General features: G+C 57.6%; 20 protein-coding genes. 17 read left to right on the forward strand and 3 right to left on the reverse strand.

Translation table 11 applies throughout. The features are described 5' to 3' along the window. The first annotated feature begins 47 nt into the window (after nucleotides 1-47). On the forward strand, nucleotides 48-929 hold the full coding sequence (locus tag SA496_RS07350; protein ID WP_120651818.1) for a DMT family transporter: 882 nt from the start codon (nucleotides 48-50) through the stop codon (nucleotides 927-929). Nucleotides 930-936: 7 nt separating this feature from the next. On the opposite strand, the gene SA496_RS07355 is transcribed toward SA496_RS07350, so the two are convergent. Continuing rightward, nucleotides 937-1,248, reverse strand: coding sequence for a transcriptional regulator (locus tag SA496_RS07355; RefSeq protein WP_120651817.1), 312 nt, complete (start codon nucleotides 1,246-1,248; stop codon nucleotides 937-939). Between the two features lie 290 nt (nucleotides 1,249-1,538). On the opposite strand from SA496_RS07355, the gene SA496_RS07360 reads away from it, so the two are divergent. Continuing rightward, on the forward strand, nucleotides 1,539-2,228 hold the full coding sequence (locus SA496_RS07360) for an endonuclease (RefSeq protein WP_371924370.1): 690 nt from the start codon (nucleotides 1,539-1,541) through the stop codon (nucleotides 2,226-2,228). Nucleotides 2,229-2,337: 109 nt separating this feature from the next. Here SA496_RS07360 and SA496_RS07365 read toward each other — a convergent pair whose 3' ends face one another. Next, nucleotides 2,338-4,590 (reverse strand): ATP-dependent DNA helicase, encoded by a 2,253-nt coding sequence (locus tag SA496_RS07365; RefSeq protein WP_280359959.1) that lies wholly within the window; start codon nucleotides 4,588-4,590, stop codon nucleotides 2,338-2,340. A 1-nt stretch (nucleotide 4,591) separates the two neighbouring features. Further along, a complete protein-coding gene (locus tag SA496_RS07370) occupies nucleotides 4,592-6,223 on the reverse strand; it encodes a VRR-NUC domain-containing protein (protein ID WP_120651815.1) in 1,632 nt (543 codons plus the stop codon). A 364-nt stretch (nucleotides 6,224-6,587) separates the two neighbouring features. Here SA496_RS07370 and SA496_RS07375 point away from each other — a divergent pair, with 364 nt between their 5' ends. The 15 genes from SA496_RS07375 to SA496_RS07445 all read left to right on the forward strand — a co-directional run bounded on the left by SA496_RS07375 (nucleotide 6,588) and on the right by SA496_RS07445 (nucleotide 21,962). Continuing rightward, nucleotides 6,588-7,904, forward strand: a complete 1,317-nt coding sequence (locus tag SA496_RS07375; RefSeq protein ID WP_330115209.1) for a flavin-containing monooxygenase — start codon at nucleotides 6,588-6,590, stop codon at nucleotides 7,902-7,904. A gap of 72 nt (nucleotides 7,905-7,976) precedes the next feature. Then, entirely contained in the window at nucleotides 7,977-8,408 is a 432-nt protein-coding gene (locus SA496_RS07380) for a RidA family protein (protein WP_077525271.1), read from the forward strand. Between the two features lie 11 nt (nucleotides 8,409-8,419). Next, complete coding sequence (locus SA496_RS07385; RefSeq protein WP_120651813.1) at nucleotides 8,420-9,097, forward strand: DUF1028 domain-containing protein; 678 nt, start codon at nucleotides 8,420-8,422, stop codon at nucleotides 9,095-9,097. Next, nucleotides 9,090-10,262, forward strand: a complete 1,173-nt coding sequence (argE, locus tag SA496_RS07390) for an acetylornithine deacetylase (protein ID WP_330115210.1) — start codon at nucleotides 9,090-9,092, stop codon at nucleotides 10,260-10,262. Before SA496_RS07385 ends, argE begins: the two co-directional genes overlap by 8 nt. A 281-nt stretch (nucleotides 10,263-10,543) precedes the next feature. After that, entirely contained in the window at nucleotides 10,544-12,223 is a 1,680-nt protein-coding gene (gene rpsA / locus SA496_RS07395) for a 30S ribosomal protein S1 (protein ID WP_077525291.1), read from the forward strand. Between the two features lie 149 nt (nucleotides 12,224-12,372). After that, nucleotides 12,373-12,651: an integration host factor subunit beta gene (ihfB, locus tag SA496_RS07400; protein WP_330115211.1), complete on the forward strand. Its 279-nt coding sequence runs from the start codon at nucleotides 12,373-12,375 to the stop codon at nucleotides 12,649-12,651. Between the two features lie 253 nt (nucleotides 12,652-12,904). Beyond that, nucleotides 12,905-13,960, forward strand: coding sequence for an LPS O-antigen chain length determinant protein WzzB (locus SA496_RS07405; RefSeq protein WP_330115212.1), 1,056 nt, complete (start codon nucleotides 12,905-12,907; stop codon nucleotides 13,958-13,960). A gap of 144 nt (nucleotides 13,961-14,104) precedes the next feature. Beyond that, the gene (wbpA, locus tag SA496_RS07410; RefSeq protein ID WP_330115213.1) at nucleotides 14,105-15,418 is read left to right on the forward strand and encodes a UDP-N-acetyl-D-glucosamine 6-dehydrogenase; all 1,314 of its coding nucleotides are present in this window, start codon (nucleotides 14,105-14,107) and stop codon (nucleotides 15,416-15,418) included. Nucleotides 15,419-15,437: 19 nt separating this feature from the next. Then, on the forward strand, nucleotides 15,438-16,388 hold the full coding sequence (wbpB, locus tag SA496_RS07415; protein WP_330115214.1) for a UDP-N-acetyl-2-amino-2-deoxy-D-glucuronate oxidase: 951 nt from the start codon (nucleotides 15,438-15,440) through the stop codon (nucleotides 16,386-16,388). 8 nt (nucleotides 16,389-16,396) lie between these two features. Continuing rightward, nucleotides 16,397-16,978: a UDP-2-acetamido-3-amino-2,3-dideoxy-D-glucuronate N-acetyltransferase gene (wbpD, locus tag SA496_RS07420; RefSeq protein ID WP_330115215.1), complete on the forward strand. Its 582-nt coding sequence runs from the start codon at nucleotides 16,397-16,399 to the stop codon at nucleotides 16,976-16,978. A gap of 3 nt (nucleotides 16,979-16,981) precedes the next feature. Continuing rightward, nucleotides 16,982-18,064 carry a DegT/DnrJ/EryC1/StrS family aminotransferase gene (locus tag SA496_RS07425; RefSeq protein WP_330115216.1) on the forward strand — a complete coding sequence of 361 codons (1,083 nt, stop codon included), beginning with the start codon at nucleotides 16,982-16,984 and terminating at the stop codon, nucleotides 18,062-18,064. A gap of 94 nt (nucleotides 18,065-18,158) precedes the next feature. Beyond that, nucleotides 18,159-19,445, forward strand: a complete 1,287-nt coding sequence (locus SA496_RS07430; protein WP_330115217.1) for an oligosaccharide flippase family protein — start codon at nucleotides 18,159-18,161, stop codon at nucleotides 19,443-19,445. Next, a complete protein-coding gene (gene hisH, locus SA496_RS07435) occupies nucleotides 19,442-20,050 on the forward strand; it encodes an imidazole glycerol phosphate synthase subunit HisH (protein WP_330115218.1) in 609 nt (202 codons plus the stop codon). The genes SA496_RS07430 and hisH overlap by 4 nt, the downstream gene beginning before the upstream one ends. Next, nucleotides 20,050-20,826 carry an AglZ/HisF2 family acetamidino modification protein gene (locus SA496_RS07440; RefSeq protein ID WP_330115219.1) on the forward strand — a complete coding sequence of 259 codons (777 nt, stop codon included), beginning with the start codon at nucleotides 20,050-20,052 and terminating at the stop codon, nucleotides 20,824-20,826. Before hisH ends, SA496_RS07440 begins: the two co-directional genes overlap by 1 nt. Further along, complete coding sequence (locus SA496_RS07445; protein ID WP_330115220.1) at nucleotides 20,823-21,962, forward strand: N-acetyl sugar amidotransferase; 1,140 nt, start codon at nucleotides 20,823-20,825, stop codon at nucleotides 21,960-21,962. Before SA496_RS07440 ends, SA496_RS07445 begins: the two co-directional genes overlap by 4 nt. Nucleotides 21,963-21,975 lie beyond the last annotated feature (13 nt).

A 21,975-nucleotide genomic window follows, 5' to 3' on the forward strand; every position in this document is an offset into this window, starting at 1 on the left:
ATTAGTCTGCTACCAAGCCCTTCCCCGGCAGACGCCCCGGACCCCTGATGAGCTCCCATAGCCCCTTGTCGCAACGCATCGACCAGCCGCTGAAAGGCATCGTGCTGGTCTGCCTGGCTACTTTCCTGTTCTCCAGCCACGACGCGATTTCCAAGTACCTGTCGGCCTTCTACCCCATCGTGATGGTGGTCTGGGTGCGCTATCTGGTGCACACGCTGCTGATGGCGGGCTTCCTGCTGCCGCGCGAAGGCACCCGGGTACTTCGCACCAAGCGCCCGATGCTGCAGATAGCACGAGCGCTCTGTCTGATCGGGGTGAGCCTGCTGTTCACGACCGGTCTGCGCTATATCCCGCTGGCCGAGGCGACCTCGGTAATCTTCCTCGCGCCACTATTGGTCACGATGCTTTCGGTACCCCTGCTGCGCGAGCGGGTTTCTCGCGGGCAGTGGGGGGCGGTGCTGGTGGGATTCGCTGGAGTGCTGCTGATCGTGCGCCCAGGCGGTTCGCTGTTCACCCCGGCCGTTCTGTTTCCGTTGGCTGCGGCCGTGTGCTTTGCCTTCTACCAATTGCTGACGCGCATTCTCACCCGCACCGACAGCTCAGCCACCAGCAACTTCATCACCGGCCTGACCAACACGCTGATCATGAGTGCTCTGGTGCCGTTCTTCTGGCATCTGCCGGACAACCTCAGCCATGGTTTGTTGATGCTGGCCCTGGGCACCTGTGGCATGGGCGGGCACATGCTGCTGACCCAGGCGTTCCGCCACGCGTCGCCGCCGCTGCTGGCGCCCTTCGGTTATGGACAGATCGTTTTCGCCGGCCTGCTGGGGTTGCTGCTGTTCAACCACGCGCCGGATCAGATCGGCCTGCTCGGCATCGCCATCATCGTCGGCAGCGGTCTGTTCATGGCCTACGCGCAGAAGCGCTAGCAACTGGCTAGGCGCTTTCCGTCTGGCGCGAGTCCACATAATCCTTCAGCCACCGCAGCACTTGCACCGGCTCCCAGCGGGCCGGGTCGAACAGGGCGTAGGCCTGGCCCTGGTAACCCACGACATCCAGTTGCCGGTGATAGCCGGCACGCTGGAACAGAGCCTCTATCTCCGCCAGGCAGGTGTTGAAGTGCAGTCGACCGAAGGGCGTCTTGCCATCGGTCACCAGACCTTCCAGGCGTAATTCTTCCACCGCTTCGCGGATTTCTTCCGGGGCCATGCGGCTCACGGTGTATTTCAACTGGCGTACGTCCAGCATCGGGTCTTCCTCGGACGGATTCAGTGCAGCCGCCGGCTGGCGAACAAGGGCTGCACCTGGCCACGGGGTGGGAAGGGCAGCGGCAGCTGGTAGGGCAGCGGAACGTTTGATGGAACAGGTTGCTCGGGTATGGGCAATCGGATCGGGGCTGATACAGGCATAGGACTTTTCCTGGATTACTGTATATTTATACAGATATCAGTTGCCGCCGTCTGATGGCAACCAAACCAAAGGAAAAATCTGTTGTCAGTCATTTCCCCCTGACGCAGTACCCGGGAAGAAGAAGCCTGATGATTCGCTCTATCCTGCTGTTTTGCCTGTTGTTTTCCGCAGCCACCGAAGCCGCCGCACCGCGCACGTTCAACGAAGCCAAGAAGGCCGCCTGGAAGCTCTACGCCACGCACCCGGTGGAGTTTTATTGCGGCTGCCGTTACCAGGGCAATCGCGTGGATCTGAAAAGCTGCGGTTACGTGCCGAGGAAGACACCGCAGCGGGCCCAACGCATCGAGTGGGAGCACATCGTGCCGGCCTGGGTGATCGGCCATCAGCGCCAGTGCTGGCAGAAGGGCGGGCGCAAGAACTGCGCGGAGAATGATCCGACCTATCAGCGTGCCGAGGCCGACCTGCACAACCTGGTGCCGAGCATCGGCGAGGTGAACGGCGATCGCAGCAACTACAGCTTCGCCTGGCTGCCGCAGAAACCGAGCCAGTACGGCGCTTGCCCCATGGTGGTGGACTTCAAGGCGCGCAAGGCGATGCCGCGCCAGCAGATCCGCGGCATGATTGCGCGGACCTACTTCTATATGAGCGACCGCTATGGCCTGCGCCTCTCCAGCCAGGATCGCAAGCTCTACAACGCCTGGAACCGCCAGTACCCGGTGGAGGCCTGGGAGCGCAACCGCAACCAGCGCGTGGCCTGCGTGATGGGCTACGGCAATCCGTTCGTGGGCAAGGTGGATATGGGTGTTTGCCGGCGATAGCTAAGCGACTCGGCGCCCAGGGCGACCTTGTGCACACCCAGAGAATTCGTGGTGTGCGCCATGCGCACCACTGAGCCGGCATAAGGGCCAGCGGTGCGCGCGGGGCACCTCACGTTCGTGGCTCTAGCTCCCACCAGCTGGGCAGCAGACGCTGCACCTCCGGTCGCGCAAAGCGGTCGTCGATCAGGTGCAGTACGCCCCTGTCCTCGGTCGTGCGGATGACGCGCCCGGCCGCCTGTACCACTTTCTGCAAGCCTGGGTAGAGATAGGCGTAGTCGTAACCGGCGCCGAACTGCGCGGCCATGCGCAACTTCAACTGCTCATTGATAGGGTTCAGCTGTGGCAGGCCAAGGGTGGCGACGAAGGCGCCGATCAGTCGCTCGCCGGGCAGGTCGATACCTTCACCAAATGCACCGCCTAGCACGGCGAAACCGATGCCTTGGCCGCCGGCCTCGAAACGCTCGATGAATGCCTGGCGCGCTCCTTCGTCCATCTGCCGTGCCTGCAGCCAGATGGGAGCCTGCGGATGTTCGCGGGCGAACAGGCTGGCGACCTGCTGCAGGTAGTCGTAGCTGCTGAAGAAGGCCAGGTAGTTGCCGGGGCGTTCCGCAAACTGCCGGGCCATCAGTCGTGTGATGGGGGCGAGCGACGCGCTGCGGTGTTGGTAGCGCGTGGATACGTCGGCGGCAATCCGAACCTGGAGCTGTTCGGCGCTGAAGGGGGAGTCCACTTCCAGCCAGGGTGTGTTGGGCGCCAGCCCGAGCAAGTCGCCGTAATAGTGGCGCGGGTTGAGGGTGGCCGAGAACAGCACGGTGGAGTGGCTGGCGGCGAACCGCGGACCAACGAACGGCGCGGGTATCAGATTGCGCAGGCACAGGCGTGACAGGCTGGCCCCGCCCTTGCCAGGTCGCTTGCTGAGGTCGAACAGTGAATGGCTGCCGAATTGCTCGGCCATGCGCCCGAACTGCATGGCTTCGAAGTAGAAGTCCTGCAGGGCGGCATCCATGGCGGTGGGGTTTTCGGTGAGGTAGTCGGTTATCGCAGTGACCGCGCCCTGAAGTGCGTTCAGCAGCTTTGTCGGAGGCGAGTCATAGGCGCGGTAGTCCCCGGCCTGTTCCCTGTTGAGTTCACTCCAGGTGCGGCCCACTCGTTCCAGGGGTTTTTTCAGCACGGCCGGGGAGTTCTTGCGCAAGACCTTGAGGCTGAGCTGGTCGAGCTCGGCCGAGTACATCTTGCGCGCCCGCTCCACGAGATTGTGGGCTTCGTCCACCAGCACCGCGACACGCCATTGGTTGGCGTTGGCCAGCCCATGGAGAAGGGCGCTTGAGTCGAAGTAGTAGTTGTAGTCGCCCACGACCACGTCGCTCCAGCGCGCCATCTCCTGGGCCAGGTAGTAGGGGCAGACCTGATGGGCAAGCGCCACTTCGCGAATGGCTTCGCGGTTGAGCCAACGGCGCTCGGCTGCAGCCTTGCGAGCGCCTGGGAGGCGTTCGTAGAAGCCGCTGGCAAGGGGGCAGGACTCGCCGTGGCAGGCATTCTCCGGGTGTTCGCAAGCCTTGTCGCGGGCGACCAGTTCCAGCACTCGAAGGGGCTCGGCATCGATCTGGCGCAGGGCATCGAGGGCCAGTTGGCGACCGGGTGTTTTCGCCGCGAGGAAGAACACCTTGTCCAGCCCTTGGCGCGGAACCGCCTTGAGAAGGGGGAACAGGGTGCCGAGGGTCTTGCCGATTCCGGTGGGTGCCTGAGCCATCAGGCAACAGCCGGTGCTTGCCGCCTTGTACACGGCCTCGGCGAGCTGGCGCTGGCCCTGGCGGAATCCGGAATGGGGAAAGGTCAGGGCTTCGAGAGCGGTGTTGCGCGCCTTTGCATGGGAGAGTTCCTGTTCCCCCCAGGCGATGAAGCGTTGGCATTGGGATTCGAAGAACAGTCGCAGGTCCTCGGCCGTGTGGTGTTCGGTGAGCAGGGTTTCCTTCTGGCTGCCGATATCGAAATAGACCAGCGCCAGTTCGATCTCCGTCAGCGACTGCTGCTGGCAGAGCAGCCAGCCGTAGACCTTGACCTGGGCCCAGTGCAAGTGCCGGTGGTTATCCGGCATGCGCTGGAGATCACCGCGATAGGTCTTCACTTCTTCCAGGCGATTCAGAGCCGGGTCGTAACCGTCAGCGCGACCGCGCACTCGCAGCGGGCCGAATTCACCACTCAAGGCCACTTCCGTCTGGTAACCCTCGCCACGACGGCTGGCCACCAGCGCGTGACCCGCGATGCCTTCCTGGGCCGTGGGCGTCGGGGTGAAGCGCAGGTCGAGGTCGCCTGTCTTGGCGGTGAACTCGCAGAGCGCGCGTACGGCGACGCTGTAGCTCACGTCAGGCGTCCGCCCACTGCACGTAGCAGACTTCCACCGGAATCCCGTGCTGGGCGCAGAACTCCAGCCAGCGCAGCTGGTTGTCCTGCAGGCGGTCGCCGGGGCCTTTCACCTCTATCAGACGATAGCGGCGTTCGGCCGGCCAGAACTGGATCAGATCCGGCAGGCCAGCGCGGTTGGACTTGATGTCGGCGAGGATGCGCTGGAAGCAGGCTTTGAGCTGCACGGCCGGCAGGCAGGCCAGGGCCTGGTCGAGCAGGTCTTTGTCCAGGTTGCCCCAGTAGACGAAGGGCGACAGTACCCCCTGTTTGGCGGCGAAGGTCCGGCGAATGCTTGTCTGGTAGGCATCGCTGTCCAGTTGCGCCAGGCAGGCATCGAACATTTCCGCCCGGCGCGCACGGAAATCAGGGCTGAGCAGGTCCGCCGGACCATTGTGGAAGGGATGAAAGAAAGCGCCGGGCAGCGCGGCGAAGATGGCGTCCCAGCACAGCAGGCCGAACAGCGAGTTCAGCAAGGTGTTCTCCACGTAGTGCACGGGCGCGCCGTCGTCGTTGAAATGCAGCAGCACGGCATGCTCCACCGAGAGCGGTTCAGGGGGCTGCGGCAACACGAGGTCGATGCGCTGCACCGTTGTGCGGCCGACAGATGGCTCTTTTGGCAGCGCGAGTTTCCGGCGCAAGCGCGGCAGGATGCGGGTCAGGTGCTGCTGCTCCTCCTCGCTCTCGGGCGCCCCACTGGCGAATTGCGCGAGACTGAACGCATCGTCATGGGCCTCCAGGCGTTCGAGCACGCGGATGCGCCGCACCCGCGCCCCTGGATAGTCGCAAAGGCCGTACAGGCCCAGCGCCGCTTCAAGTAGCGCGCAGCGCTCGCAATGCTGGCCGACCTGGAACAGCAGCTTGCGTCGACGTGCATCCAGCCAGGGGTTGGCGTGGGGCTCGGCGGGCAGTTCAGGCAGCAATTGCTCGATTGCCTCGCCGTCTTCGAAGCGTTCCCGCAAACGGTGCAGGTAAAGGTAGTAGTCGAGGTCTGCGCGTTCGCGAAAACCTCTCGCCGAGGTGTCGATCTCCACCTTCTCGTACTGGTAGATGCCCAGATCAGCGAGGACGAACTCGGACCAGTCCTGGTAGAGGTTGCCGAAGAACATTAGCCTCAGGCGGTCGCAGATATCCATCAGTCCGAGGGCGTAGACGCAATCGCTGCTGGCCGGGCACCAGAGCGCAAAGGTACGGCCTTCATTGTATTGAGTTAGCAGGTTTTCCAGGCGCTCCGCCTTGCGCCCCGGCGCTTTGCCGAAGCAGGCATCCACTTCGCCCAGCGTAAGCAGTCCGAATAGCTGCGCCAGGTCCAGTTCCGGCGCCGCATCCAGCCAGCCAAGCGCCAGTAGCGGCAGGGCCGCCGCACGGGTATCGCCTATCTCTGCGTAGTTCAACTTGCTGGCTCGGAACAGTGTGCCCTTGCGCATCACCATGCGAACCAGTAGCGCCTGGGAGGCGCGGGGCAGGGCGCGGAAATTCTCGATGAACGTCTGCTCGTCTCCGTCGAGGAGGTCGTGATAACGCTCGCTGATCCAGTCCAGCAGGGTGTGGAAGTTGAGCAGGTAGTAGAACGGATCGTCGAGGGTGGCGGGCATGGTGAGGGAGGCAGACTGGACTTTTACTGTGGATATATACAGATATCAGGCGCGACGGGGGCGCGGCAAATGCATTTCGATCAGTGGGTCCCAGTTGGCGGCAGCCAGTCTCCCAGTTCTGAAATGCTGCGCCCTTTGAGCGAAACGACACTATTTATTTTGTCGCGCCTGAAGCTAAAAAACCTATATCCAAAGCCTTCTGGCGCGCGGGCCGGGCGCTTTTCGTGCTGGCAGCTTTTTCCTAGCCAGCGACTACAAAAATCATAATTTCGCGATTGCCTCGCTCTGAACAGAATGCGGCCAACACCCCCACAGTTAGCCGCATCAGCAGAACAAGAATGATCAGAGTCAGAGGAGGCAAGCGATGACCGACCTGAACCAGACCGCGTTTCAGAAGTACGCGGACAAGGCAGTTGAAAGAATAGAGATCGATACGCTGGTTGTTGGTGCCGGTCAGGCCGGCGTGGCCATGAGTGAGCACCTGACCAAGCTCGGGGTACCGCATCTGGTACTGGAGCGCAATCGAATCGCGGAAGCCTGGCGCACCGGGCGCTGGGATTCGCTGGTGGCCAATGGGCCGGCCTGGCACGACCGCTTCCCCGGGTTGGAATTCGACCTCGATCCCGACGCCTTCGCTCCCAAAGAGCAGGTTGCAGCTTACTTCGAAGCCTACGCCAAGCAGTTCGATGCCCCGATCCGCACCGGCGTGGAAGTGAAATCAGTGGTGCGCAATAGCGACCGTCCGGGGTTCACCATCGAAACCTCCGAGGGTGTGATCCAGGCAAACCGAGTGGTGGCCGCTACCGGGCCTTTCCAGCGCCCGATCATTCCGCCGATTGCGCCGACCAATGCAAGGGTCACGCAGATTCACTCGGCCCAGTACCGCAATCCGCAGCAACTGCCTGAAGGCGGCGTGCTGGTGGTTGGGGCCGGGTCCTCGGGCGTGCAGATTGCCGATGAGCTGCAGCGTGCCGGCAAGCAGGTCTACCTTTCGGTCGGGCCGCATGATCGTCCGCCGCGCGCCTATCGCAACCGTGATTTCTGCTGGTGGCTTGGCGTGCTCGGTCTGTGGGACGCGGAGGCCGCCCAACCTGGCAAGGAACACGTGACCATCGCCGTGAGCGGGGCCCGTGGTGGCCATACGGTCGACTTCCGTGGACTGGCCCATCAGGGAGTGACGTTGGTTGGGCTCACCAAGTCGTTCGATGGCGACGCGGTCACCTTCCAGGCAGACCTTGTGGAGAACATCGCCCGCGGTGATGAGAACTACCTGTCCCTGCTGGATGCAGCGGACGCTTACATCGAGCGCAATGGACTCGACCTCCCGGAGGAGCCCGAAGCCCGCGCTACTTACCCGGACCCGGAATGCATGAGCAATCCGATTCTCGAGCTGGACCTGGCGAAGGCAGGGGTTACCTCGATCATCTGGGCAACCGGTTACGCGGTCGATTACAGCTGGCTGAAGGTCAATGCCTTCGACGCCAAGGGCAAGCCGCAACACCAGCGCGGTGTGTCGGCCGAGCCGGGCGTTTATTTCCTCGGCCTGCCGTGGCTTTCCCGTCGTGGCTCCACCTTTATCTGGGGTGTTTGGCACGACGCCAAGCATATCGCCGACCACATTGCTACCCAGCACAAGTATCTCGCCTACCGCGATGCCTCTCAGCGCCAGGCGAAAGACTGAGCGAAAACGTTTCCGTGCAGGCGACTGCCGCTATTCGTGTGTTCAAACAATCAGATTTCTGGAAGTGATTCGATGCCTACCCATACTCGCATTCGCATGTTCAATACCAAGGACACCTATCCGAACCAGTCGCTGGACAACGACCTGTGCCAGGCCGTGCGTGCCGGCAACACCGTCTATGTGCGCGGCCAGGTCGGTACGGATTTCGAAGGTCGACTGGTCGGCCTCGGCGATCCGCGCGCCCAGACCGAGCAGGCGATGAAAAACGTCAAGCAGTTGCTGGAAGAGGCGGGCAGCGACCTGTCCCACATCGTCAAGACCACCACCTACCTGATCGATCCACGCTACCGCGAGCCGGTCTACCAGGAAGTCGGCAAATGGCTCAAAGGCGTATTCCCGATCTCTACCGGGTTGGTGGTTTCGGCCCTGGGCCAGCCCCAGTGGCTGATGGAGATTGATGTGATCGCGGTAATTCCGGACGACTGGCAGTCGGCACAGGCATAAGGAGCAGGACCATGACGTTCTCTATCATCGGACGCTGCCCTGAAACGGGTCAGCTCGGCATCGCCATCAGCTCGTCGAGTATCGCGGTCGGCGCCCGTTGCCCCTGGGTGCGGGCCGGGGTTGGTGCGGTGGCGACCCAGAACGTCACCCTGCCGGCCCTGGGGCCGCAGATTCTCGATCTGCTCGACGCGCAGCAACTGGAGCCTGCGGCAGCCCTTGATCGGGCGCTCAGCACCAACGGCTGGAGCCAATATCGCCAGGTCACGGTGATCGATAGCCAGGGCCGCACCGCGCTGTTCAGTGGTAGCGAGGCTCTGGGCGTTCACAACGCGGTTGCTGGCGAGCAGTGCGTCGCAGCAGGGAATCTATTGTCTGCAACCCAAGTAATTGAAGCCATGGTGCAGGCATTCGAGTCTGCACCCGGGCTTCTCGCGGACCGTCTGCTGGCGGCCATGCATGCCGCGATGGCCGCAGGTGGCGAAGCGGGTCCGGTTCACTCTGCAGCACTAAAGGTGATGGGTGATCTCACTTGGCCGCTCGTCGATCTGCGGGTCGACTGGGCGGATGAGGATCCCATCGGCCAGCTGGAGACGCTCTGGCGGGCCTATCGGCCGCAGATGCAGGACTATGTCACCCGTGCGCTGAATCCGACGGCGGCTCCCAGCTATGGGGTGCCGGGTGATGAGTGAAGTGTCCAGTCGCGATCTGCTCGAACGACTGATCGGTTTCGCTACCGTCAGTCGGGATTCCAACCTGGAGTTGATCGCCTTCATCCGCGATTACCTGGCGGGGCTCGGCGTGGAAAGCGAGCTCTTCTACAACCTGGAGCGCACCAAGGCCAACCTGTTCGCCACCATCGGTCCTCGCGACCGAGGTGGCGTTGTGCTTTCAGGTCATACCGACGTAGTGCCTGTGGAGGGGCAGGCCTGGACGGTCGAGCCGTTCAGGCTGACGGAGAGGGAAGGGCGCTTGTATGGGCGCGGTACGGCGGATATGAAAGGCTTCATCGCCTCCGTCCTGGCCGCAGTACCAGCCTTTCTGGAGCAGCCGCTGACGCTTCCGGTACATCTGGCCTTCTCTTATGACGAGGAGGTGGGCTGCCTGGGTGTGCGGCCCATGCTGGCGGAGTTGGAGAAGCGTCCACATAAGCCGCGCTTGTGCCTGATCGGCGAACCCACGGAGTTGAAGCCGGTGCTAGGCCATAAGGGCAAGCTGGCCATGCGCTGTCAGATTCAAGGTGCCGCCTGCCATTCCGCCTACGCGCCCTATGGCGTGAATGCCATCGAGTACGCGGCGCGGCTGATTGGCAAGCTGGGCGAGATTGGCGCGGATCTGGCCCGGCCGGAACGCCATGACGAGCGTTTCGATCCACCTTTTTCCACGGTGCAGACTGGCACCATCAAAGGCGGACGGGCGTTGAATATCGTCCCGGCGGAATGCGAGTTCGACTTCGAGGTGCGTGCTCTGCCGGGATTCGATGCGCAGCAGGTGGCCGATGAGCTGCAGGTTTATGCCGAGGCCGAGCTGGCACCGCAGATGCGCAGGGTACAAGCGAACACGGGCATCAGCCTGAGGCCATTGAGTGCCTATCCGGGGCTGGCCACTCCGCCCGACAGTGAAGCAGCTCGTCTGTTGGCACTTATCTGTGGTTCGGCGGAGTTCGGCACAGTGGCATTTGGCACCGAGGGCGGGTTGTTCGACCAGGCCGGCATTCCAACTGTCGTCTGTGGCCCGGGCAGCATGGATCAAGGCCATAAGCCCGACGAATACGTCAGCTTGGAACAGCTGGCGGAGTGCGACTTGATGCTGCGCCGCCTGGCGCTTTATCTGCAGCGCGAAGACCGCCTGCTGTAGACTGCCGCACCCCTATCTATATGGCTGGGCTGCGTGATTGACGGGCGTCAACCCCATTGCTACCATTCCAGCCCTTATGTTGGATCGATTCCTCCGTCCGGAGGTTGAAAAAGCCAATGTCAACCCCGAGTTTTGCGTCGGTTTCCGCATTCGCGGAAGACGACGCCACCGGGGCGGCGCGGGATACCAGCTTCGATCCCCGTCGCTTCTATTGATGACTTGACCGCATTGGCTGGAGTGCGGAATAGGGCCTTTCCTGGCCTTTGACTACAGGTATGAACATGAGCGAAAGCTTTGCAGAACTTTTTGAAGAAAGCCTGAAATCCCTCGACATGCAGCCGGGTGCCATCATCACCGGCATCGTGGTCGACATTGATGGTGACTGGGTCACCGTCCATGCTGGCCTGAAATCCGAGGGCGTCATCCCGGTCGAGCAGTTCTATAACGAACAAGGCGAACTGACCATCAAAGTGGGTGACGAGGTCCACGTTGCGCTTGACGCGGTGGAAGACGGCTTCGGTGAAACCAAGCTGTCCCGCGAAAAAGCCAAGCGCGCCGAGTCCTGGCTGGTTCTGGAAGCCGCCTTCAACGCCGAAGAAGTGGTCAAGGGCGTTATCAATGGCAAGGTCAAGGGCGGTTTCACCGTCGACGTCAGCGGCATCCGCGCGTTCCTGCCGGGCTCCCTGGTCGACGTGCGTCCCGTACGCGACACCACCCACCTGGAAGGCAAGGAACTCGAGTTCAAGGTCATCAAGCTGGATCAGAAGCGCAACAACGTTGTCGTTTCCCGTCGCAGCGTCCTGGAAGCCGAGAACAGCGCCGAGCGCGAAGCTCTGCTGGAATCCCTGCAGGAAGGCCAGCAAGTCAAAGGTATCGTCAAGAACCTCACCGACTACGGTGCGTTTGTTGACCTGGGCGGCGTAGACGGCCTGCTGCACATCACCGACATGGCTTGGAAGCGCATCAAGCACCCGTCCGAGATCGTCAACGTTGGCGACGAGATCGACGTGAAGGTCCTGAAGTTCGACCGCGAGCGCAACCGCGTCTCCCTGGGTCTGAAGCAACTGGGCGAAGACCCATGGGTTGCCATCAAGGCTCGTTACCCGGAAGGCACTCGTGTGACCGCCCGCGTAACCAACCTCACCGACTACGGCTGCTTCGCCGAGCTGGAAGAGGGTGTGGAAGGCCTGGTACACGTTTCCGAAATGGACTGGACCAACAAAAACATCCACCCGTCGAAAGTCGTTCAGGTTGGCGACGAAGTGGAAGTTCAGGTTCTGGACATCGACGAAGAGCGTCGTCGTATCTCCCTGGGCATCAAGCAGTGCAAGTCCAACCCGTGGGAAGACTTCTCCAGCCGCTTCAACAAGGGCGACAAGATCTCCGGCACCATCAAGTCGATCACCGATTTCGGTATCTTCATCGGCCTGGAAGGTGGTATCGACGGTCTGGTTCACCTGTCCGACATCTCCTGGAACGAAGTTGGCGAAGAAGCCGTACGCCGTTTCAAGAAGGGCGACGAGCTGGAAACCGTCATCCTCTCCGTTGATCCGGAGCGTGAGCGCATCTCCCTGGGCATCAAGCAACTGGAAGACGATCCGTTCTCCAGCTACGCCTCCATGCACGAGAAGGGCAGCATCGTTCGCGGCACCGTGAAAGAAGTTGACGCCAAGGGTGCTGTAATCAGCCTCGGCGGCGAGATCGAAGGTGTTCTGAAGGCTTCCGAAATCAGCCGTGACCGCGTTGAAGACGCTCGCAACGTGCTGAAGGAAGGCGAAGAAGTCGAAGCCAAGATCATCAGCATCGACCGTAAGAGCCGCGTAATCAGCCTCTCCATCAAGTCCAAGGACGTTGATGACGAGAAGGACGCCATGAAGGAACTGCGCAAGCAGGAAGTCGAGTCCACCGGCCCGACCACTATTGGTGACCTGATCCGTGCTCAGATGGAGAACCAGGGCTAATCACCCTGCTCCATTAGCAAAAAGGGCGGCCTAGGCCGCCCTTTTTGTTGTCTGCGTTTTCTCTTCTGGCGTCCGGGCTGTTCAAAGCCTGGCCGGCGTGCTAAAAACTCATAGAGCTGATCTAGCCGCTTGAATTAGAAGGGAAAACCATGACCAAGTCGGAGTTGATCGAACGAATCGTTACCCATCAGGGCCAGCTTTCATCGAAGGATGTTGAGCTTGCCATCAAGACTATGCTCGAACAGATGTCCCAGGCCTTGGCGACGGGGGATCGAATTGAGATTCGTGGGTTTGGGAGCTTCTCTCTTCATTTTCGCGCGCCTCGAGTCGGGCGGAATCCCAAGACTGGTGAGTCAGTGCGTCTGGATGGAAAATACGTGCCCCACTTCAAGCCGGGTAAGGAACTCCGGGATCGGGTCAACGATTGATCTGTAATGCAGTTCGTCGGTTAGGTCGTAAGTGTTGTCTGCTGTTTTGAACCTCGCACCTTCTCGTGAGTCTGTTTCGCTCGTGCGAAAGTCTCTGTTGGATTGCTGGGGTTTTCACGGCTTGAATAGCAGTTGGTGCTTGCATCCTGACTGCAGCTTGGCAGAATGTGCGTCTTCAGTTGTCTGGCTTCGCGCGCGTGGCTTTGCTGCAGGGAGGCAGTCAGTATAAGTATTCTAAAGATACGGAGTTTCAGTGGAAGATAGTTCTAATTCGTATTTTGCGCGTCAGGCAAATGAAGTTGATCTTCTTGAGTTGCTACAGTCTCTTTGGGTTAACAAGTTAATAGTGGTGGCTTTTGCTGTTGTTGCAACCGCTTTGGCTACTATTTATGCGTTTATCAGTAAGCCTGTATACGAGGCTCAAGTTTACCTTCTGCCGCCTTCCTTGAGTGATATTGCTCCATTGAGCCTGGCGCGAAATGAGATGCAGCTCAAGCCATTCAAGGTTGAGGATGTCTACTCCGTCTTCACGCGGAATCTGCAGTCTGAAGATTCGCTGCGTCGATTCTTCAAAACCGTTTATCTTCCGTCATTGAACGAAGCTAGCGTTCAGGGTCGCTCTCACGCTGATCTTTTCCGTGCGTTCAACAGGACATTCCGCGTTATTTCACCGGACCGAACTCGTCCGGATCGCTTCGCTGTTGCTGCTGAGGGGCGAGAACCACTTCAGATAGCGGGATGGGTGAAGAGCTACATTGATCAGGTGGCCAGTCAGTCACTTCAGCAGGCGATCAAGGATGCTAACCAGGAAGTCGATGTCGCGGCGAATAACTACACGCGGCGAATCAGTTCACTGCGCGCCAGCGCCAAGGCGCGTCGTGAGGACCGGATCATTCAGTTGCGCGAAGCGCTGCAGGTGGCTGAGGCGGTGGGGCTGAGCAAACCACCGATCATCGGCGGCCAGACTCAGGAACAGATGATGGCCATCATGGACGGTAGCCTGACCTACATGCGTGGCGCGAATGCTATTCGCGCGGAGCTCAAGGCGCTCGAATCGCGGGCTTCGGACGACCCTTTCATCCCGGAGCTGCGTGAGTTGGAACAAAAACGCAATCTTTACGCGAGTCTCAGGGCTGACCCGTCTAATGTTCGGGTTTTCCAGCAGGACGGCGAGGTCGTGGTGCCTGACGAACCGATCAAGCCCAAAAAAGGGCTGATCATCATCGGTGGCGCCTTTACTGGTGTGGTGCTAGGGGCTGTTGTGGCCCTGCTGGCGTTTGTGCATAGGCGTCGAAAGGCTTTCGCGTGAATGCAGCTAGTTTTGAGCGTGGCGGAAAGTGTTTCATTTTCTGGAATTAGATTACTGGTCCAGCAAACGAGTATATATGCTCTTTGATGGTTCGCATGTGGGGCTGGATCAGTATTGAGTACGAATTCTCTGGAGTCTTATTTGATGTCTGGCATCAAGCAGGAAACTATTTCAAGATTCAAAAAGAAAGAGGCTGTCATCGGTATCGTTGGCCTCGGTTATGTCGGTCTGCCGCTAATGCTGCGTTATAGTTCCATCGGCTTTCGGGTGCTCGGTATCGATATCGATGAAAGCAAGGTAGTCAAGCTGAACGCTGGGCAGAGTTATATCGAGCATATTCCTGCTGAGAAAGTTGCGGAAGCTCGTAAGGGCGGTTTTGAAGCGACCAGTGATTTCTCCCGCGTTGGCGAGTGTGACGCGTTGGTGCTTTGTGTTCCGACTCCCCTGAACAAGTATCGGGAACCGGACATGAGTTTCGTCATCAATACCACAGACGCACTCAAGCCTTACCTGCGGAAAGGCCAGGTTGTCTCCCTTGAGAGCACGACTTACCCCGGCACCACTGAGGAAGAGCTGCTGCCGCGTGTACAAGAGTGCGGTCTGCACGTGGGGGAGGACCTATTCCTGGTCTACTCGCCGGAGCGTGAAGATCCGGGTAACCCGAACTTCGAAACCCGCACCATTCCGAAAGTAATCGGGGGGCACACTTCCTCTTGCCTGGAGGTGGGCATTGCTCTGTATGAGCAGGCGATTGACCGCGTGGTCTCGGTGAGTTCCACCAAGGCTGCGGAAATGACCAAGCTGTTGGAGAACATCCACCGTGCTGTGAATATCGGTCTGGTCAACGAGATGAAAGTTGTGGCTGACCGCATGGGGATCGATATCTTCGAGGTTGTGGACGCGGCGGCGACCAAGCCATTTGGCTTCACCCCCTACTACCCAGGCCCGGGACTTGGGGGGCACTGCATCCCGATTGACCCCTTCTACCTGACCTGGAAGGCCCGTGAGTATGGTTTGCACACCCGTTTCATCGAGCTCTCGGGTGAGGTAAACCAGGCTATGCCGGAGTACGTTGTCAGTAAGTTGATGGACGGCCTGAATGATCGCGGTCGTGCGCTTAAGGGCAGCCGAGTGCTGGTTCTGGGCATTGCCTATAAGAAGAACGTCGACGACATGCGCGAATCGCCCTCAGTCGAAATCATGGAGCTCATCCAGGCCAAGGGCGGTGTGGTTGCTTACAGTGATCCGCACGTACCGACCTTCCCGAAAATGCGAGAGCACCACTTCGAGCTTTCCAGTGAACCGTTGACTCCAGAGAATCTCGCCAGCTTCGACGCTGTTGTTCTGGCTACGGATCATGACCGCTTCGACTACGACCTCATCAGTCAGCAGGCCCGCTTGCTGGTCGATAGCCGTGGCAAGTATCGCGCTCCGCAGGCGCACATCATCAAGGCCTGATTTGGCTGGAGATTCGGATTTGAAACGTTTTGCCCTGATTGGTGCAGCAGGCTATATCGCCCCCCGGCACATGCGTGCAATCAAGGACACTGGCAACGAGCTGGTGTCTGCCTACGACATCAACGATTCGGTCGGTATCATTGATAGCATTTCGCCTCAAAGCGAATTCTTCACTGAGTTCGAGCGCTTCTACGACCACGCTTGGAGCCTGAAGCGCAGCCAGGAAACCTCGCTGGATTATGTCGGCGTCTGCTCCCCCAACTACCTGCACCAGCCCCATATAGCAGCCGGGCTACGCTTGGGGTGCGACGTGATTTGCGAGAAGCCTCTGGTGCCTACACCTGCCGACCTTGATGAACTGGCGCGGGTGGAGTGCGAGACTGGACGTCGCGTATTCAACATTCTGCAGTTGCGTCATCACCAAGCAATTCTTGCTCTGAAGGACAAAGTGTGCAGCGGCTGCAGCGAACACAAGTACGATGTCGAACTCACCTACATAACTTCGCGCGGTAAGTGGTACATGGAGAGTTGGAAGGGCGACCCGCGCAAGTCTTTCGGTGTAGCCACTAACATTGGTGTGCACTTCTACGACATGTTGCACTTCATCTTCGGCAAGCTGCAACGCAATGTCGTGCACTACAGCGATAACTTCAAGGCAGCTGGTTACCTGGAATACGAGCAGGCTCGCGTACGCTGGTTCCTGTCGATCGACGCGCGCGACTTGCCGGATGCTGTGAAGGGCAAGAAACCGACGTATCGCTCTATCACCGTCAATGGCGAAGAAATGGAGTTTTCTGAAGGCTTCACCGACCTACATACCATCAGCTATCAGGAAATCCTGGCAGACCGGGGCTTCGGAATTGACGATGCTCGCCATTGTGTTGAGACGGTGAACACCATCCGTTCCGCCGCCAAGAGCACTGCGCAAGACAACGAAGGTCACCCCTTCCTCCAGTCTCTTGCGCGCTGAGGCCAATCATGAGCTATCAGGTACATCCCAGCGCCATCGTCGACGATGGCGCGGTGATCGGTGAAGGCTCCCGTGTATGGCACTTCGTGCACGTCTGCGCGGGAGCGCGGATCGGGCGCGAGTGCTCGCTCGGCCAGAACGTCTTCGTCGGCAACAAAGTTGTGATCGGCGATAAGGTCAAGATCCAGAACAACGTGTCCGTCTACGACAACGTCATCCTCGAAGATGGCGTGTTCTGCGGGCCGAGCATGGTCTTCACCAATGTCTACAACCCCCGTTCGCTGATCGAACGAAAGAGTGAGTACCGCAGCACTTTGGTCAAGCACGGTGCGACCCTGGGCGCCAACTGCACCATTGTGTGCGGCGTGACTGTCGGCGAGTTCGCATTTGTCGGCGCCGGGGCTGTGATTAATAAGGATGTGCCTGCTTATGCCTTGATGGTCGGCGTGCCGGCCCGCCAAATTGGCTGGATGAGTGAGTTTGGCGAACAACTCGACTTGCCCCTGGAGGGGGAGGGCGAGACCCTCTGTGAGCATACGGGCGCTCGCTATCTGCTCAAGAGCAAACAAATCACCAAACTGGACGTGTAGTACATGATCGAATTCATCGACCTCCAGGCCCAGCAGGCCCGTATAAAGGACAAGATTGACGCCGGTATTCAGCGTGTCCTGGCTCATGGGCAGTACATCTTGGGCCCAGAAGTGGCAGAGCTGGAAGAAAAGCTTGCCGCCTTCGTCGGAGTAAAGCACTGCATTTCCTGCGCCAACGGCACAGATGCCTTGCAGATCGCGCAAATGGCGCTAGGCATCGGGCCAGGTGATGAAGTCATCACGCCTGGCTTCACGTATATCGCCACCGCCGAAACAGTGGCGCTGCTGGGGGCCAAGCCGGTGTACGTGGATATCGACCCGCGTACCTACAATCTCGACCCGCAGCTACTGGAAGCCTCGATCACCGAGCGAACTAAGGCCATCATCCCTGTCTCCCTCTATGGTCAGTGCGCAGATTTTGATGCGATCAACGCCATCGCAGCGAAGTACGGAATAACGGTGATCGAGGATGCTGCCCAGAGCTTCGGGGCAAGCTACAAAGGCCGGCGTTCTTGTAGCCTGAGCCGCATTGCATGCACCAGCTTTTTCCCGAGCAAGCCTCTAGGCTGCTATGGCGATGGCGGTGCAATCTTTACCAACGACGATGAGATTGCCGTGGCTCTGCGGCAGATCGCGCGTCATGGGCAAGACCGCCGGTATCACCATGTCCGCGTAGGTGTGAACAGCCGCCTGGACACCCTGCAGGCCGCGATCCTGTTGCCCAAGCTGGAAATCTTCGAGGATGAGATCGAACAGCGCCAAGTGGTAGCCGGATACTATGATCATGCGCTGAACGAGGTTGGTATCACCTCTACACCCTATGTAGAGCCCTACAATACCAGCGTTTATGCGCAGTACTCGGTAAGGGTTGAAAACCGTCAAGAGGTGCAAGACCGCCTGAAAGGTGCGGGTATCCCAACAGCTGTTCACTATCCCATTCCTTTGAATAAGCAACCGGCTGTTGCGGACAGTTCGGTTTCCCTGAGTGTGGGAGACCGTATTGCGAACGAAGTGATTAGCCTGCCGATGCATCCCTATTTGCAAGAATCGGATATGGAAAGAATTGTTCGAGCGCTGGCTTTTTAGTTGTCACCTGGGTTGGACGGATGATGCTTTTATTAAAGGGTGGTCCGTTTAGTTGTCGTCAGGGTAAGCGTCATTATGTCTATAGTGGAGTGTCTTGGTTAAGCTTTCCATTAGGGATGAATGTTATGAGATGGGCAGCGGCTTGAATAACAAAAGTTTTTTCAAAAATGTCCGTTCGGTTTTGTTGGGAGGGCTTGGCGCTCAGGCGATTTCGCTTGGCGTGATGTTGATTGTCGTAAAGCTTTATTCCCCTTCGGAAGTTGGGCTTTTTTATGTCTGGATGTCTTTTCTGGCCATCCTGGAGGTGCTGGTCACGGCTCGTTATGAGTCGGCTTTCTTCAGTATAAAGAATGAGGATGAGTCATATGTGATAGGTAAGTTGATTGTCTATATCGCACTCTGGCTTTCCCTTGTAACTTTTCTCCTGCTAACGCTGGTGAATGGTTTTACGAACCTGCTACCGAGGCCAATTCCTGAATTTATGCTGGGGCTTGCCTTGGCTATGCTTGGTATGGGGTTGAATAAAGCCGTTCTTTCGTTATTGGCACTGTTGAGCCAATTCAAGCGGTTAGGTTTGGCAAAAGTCATTCTGGCTGCAAGTATTGCCGTCGCGCAGATTGCCGCTGGTCTTTTGGCCTATGGTGTAGCAGGGCTTATCTATGGCCAGGTTGTAGGCATCCTGTTGGCGACTTTGTGTGCTTTCCTCTGGCTGGATAAAGCATGGCTTTCTTCACTGTGGAAAACCTCTAACAAAGACATGCTTGCTTCTTTTCGCCTATATTCCAACTTTCCTAAATACTCTCTGCCTGCGGACCTGATCAATACCATCGCCAATCAGCTTCCTTTGATTCTGATTGCCTCTCGTTTCGGTGCGGAAGCAGCAGGTTGGTTCGCGTTGACCTTGAAGGTGCTTGGGGCACCAATTTCTTTGTTGGCGACGTCGATTCTTGATGTATTCAAGTCTCAGGCTGCAAAGGACTATAGAGAATTTGGTAACTGTCGCCATATATTTCTGCAGACCTTTAAGGTCTTGGCTGCGTTAGCTGTTTTGCCATTTGTTGTGTTGTGGTTTACGAGTGAGTGGCTATTTACGATTTTATTCGGCGCTGAATGGGCGGAGGCTGGTCATTATGCGGCCATTCTGGTTCCATTCTTCTACTGCCGCTTTGTTGTAAGTCCATTGAGTTATACCCTTTATATTGCCCAGAAGCAAAAGCTGGATCTAATCTGGCAGTCTTGCCTGTTAGTGATTTCATACGTGACATTTAGCTATTCGAACAGTGCTGTCGCGGCATTGAGTATCTATGCAATGGCGTATGCGGCAATGTATGTGATTTATTTCTTTTTGTCCTATTATTGTGCTCGGGGGCGCGTGGCATGATAGTTGTTGTCGATTATGGTGCGGGTAACATCGCCTCGGTTATGAATATGCTGAGGAAGGTGGGCGCCAAGGCCAAGGTTTCCAATGCGGTGGCTGATATTGCCGCGGCTGATAAACTAATTCTGCCTGGTGTCGGTTCGTTCGATGCGGGAATGTCTAAGCTGAGCAATTGCGGACTCATCGATGTCCTGAACACTCAGGTTCTGGAATTGAAAAAGCCAATTCTCGGTATTTGCCTGGGAGCTCAGATGCTAGGTAAATCTAGTGAGGAAGGTGAGTTGCCTGGCCTTGGTTGGGTCGATATGGATATTGTTCGGTTCGAACCCAGGACTGGCCGAAAGGTGCCCCATATGGGCTGGAATTATGTCAAGGCAACGCTCGAACATCCGATATTAGACGGTCTTGACGAGGCGTTCCGCTTCTACTTCGTTCATGGCTATTACATGCGCCCGAACTCGTCAGGGCTCACCTTGTTAACTGCCGATTACGACCAGGAATTCACAGCCGCGGTGGTAAAGAAAAATATCGTTGGTGTCCAGTTTCACCCGGAAAAGAGCCATAAGTTTGGTATGGCGTTGCTTAAAAACTTCTGGGAGAAATGTTAATGTATCGGAGTCGCATCATTCCTTGCCTTCTCCTCCAGGATAGAGGGTTGGTAAAAACCCACAAATTCAAAAATCCGGTTTATGTGGGGGATCCGGTCAATGCGATCAAGATCTTTAACGACAAAGAGGTCGACGAACTCGTTTTGCTCGATATTAAGGCCTCTGAATTGGGGCGTGAGCCGGATTACGAACTGATTGCCGAAGTCGCGGGTGAATGTTTCATGCCGATATGTTATGGCGGCGGCATTCGCAGCTTGGAACAAGCTAGAAGGATTTTTTCTTCCGGGGTCGAAAAAATCGCCCTGAACAGCGCTGCTCTACAGGATGTAAAACTCATCAGTCAGATTGCCGCTGTCTATGGCAGCCAAAGTGTCGTGGTGGCAATCGACTGCAAGAAGAGCTTGTTCGGCAAATATCACGTCATGAGTCATTCAGCTTCGAAAGACATGAAAATTGTACCAGCCGAATGGGCGCGTACGGTTGAAGCGGCTGGAGCGGGTGAGATTTTTTTGAATTCGATAGATCGTGACGGCACGATGCGCGGCTACGACTTAGAACTAATAGAGAGTGTGACCCACTCGGTTTCTATTCCCGTCGTCGCTTGTGGGGGCGCCGGCTCCTTGGCTGACCTTGCCGAGCCCATCAATAAGGCTGGAGCATCGGCTGTGGCCGCCGGCAGTCTATTTGTATTTCATGGTAAGCATAAAGCTGTGCTGATTAACTATCCTACGCATGACGCCATGAGCGGCTTGCTGTCGTCGAGGGAAGGCAAATGAGTAATTACCGAGTCTGTGTCCGTTGTGTCATGGATACAAGTGATCCGGAAATCAGCTTCGATGAGAGTGGCGTGTGCAACCACTGCCGTGATTTTGATCAGATCCAATCCAAACAGTGGTTCCCAGGGGATTCCGGGAAAGAGCGCCTGCAAGCGATCATCCAGAAAATCAAGGATGAAGGAAAAGGCAAAGAGTACGACTGCATTATCGGCCTGAGCGGTGGCGTTGATAGTTCCTATCTGGCAGTCAAGTTGAAAGAATTCGACCTGCGCCCATTGGTAGTTCATGTGGACGCAGGTTGGAACAGCGAGTTGGCAGTTAGCAATATTGAGAAGGTCGTCAAATATTGTAATTATGATTTGCATACCCATGTGATGAATTGGGAAGAAATGCGCGACTTGCAATTGGCCTATTTGAAGGCTGCGGTCGCGAATCAGGATGTGCCTCAAGATCATGCCTTCTTTGCTAGCATGTATCACTTCTCGGTTAAGAATGACATCAAGTACATTTTGAGTGGTGGTAACCTAGCAACTGAAGCAATTTTCCCGGCCGCCTGGCATGGTAGTGCTATGGATTCTATCAATCTGAAGGATATTCATAAGAAATACGGTTCGCGACCTCTGCGCGATTACAAAACCATCAGCTTCTTTCAGTATTACTTCTGGTACCCCTTCGTTAAGGGTATGCGTACTGTTCGGCCGCTAAATTTTATGGATTATAATAAAGATGACGCGGTGAAGTACCTTCAGGATGTAGCGGACTACCGTCCTTATCCACGTAAACACGGGGAATCCGTATTCACCAAGTTTTTCCAGAACTACTACCTGCCGGAGCGATTTGGCTACGATAAGCGTCTGCCGCATCTGTCGAGTTTAATTGTGTCCGGGCAAATGACTCGCGAAGAGGCTCTGGGAAAACTTGCTGAGCCACTTTATGATCTGAATGAGCTGGAATCGGATATCGAGTATTTCTGTAAGAAGCTAAGGATCTCCAGGGCTGAATTCAACTCCCTGATGCATGCATCTGTCCATGAAGCCACGGATTTCAAGAACTGGAAGGGTTTGCATAAATTTGCCAAGACGGCTCAGTTCGCTCTTCAAAGAATCACCGGCAAGCAGTTGAATGTCTATTCCTGAAAGACGGCGCTTG

Origin of the sequence: Pseudomonas sp. JS3066 (assembly GCF_036328175.1) — a bacterium.
Taxonomy (GTDB): Bacteria; Pseudomonadota; Gammaproteobacteria; order Pseudomonadales; family Pseudomonadaceae; genus Metapseudomonas.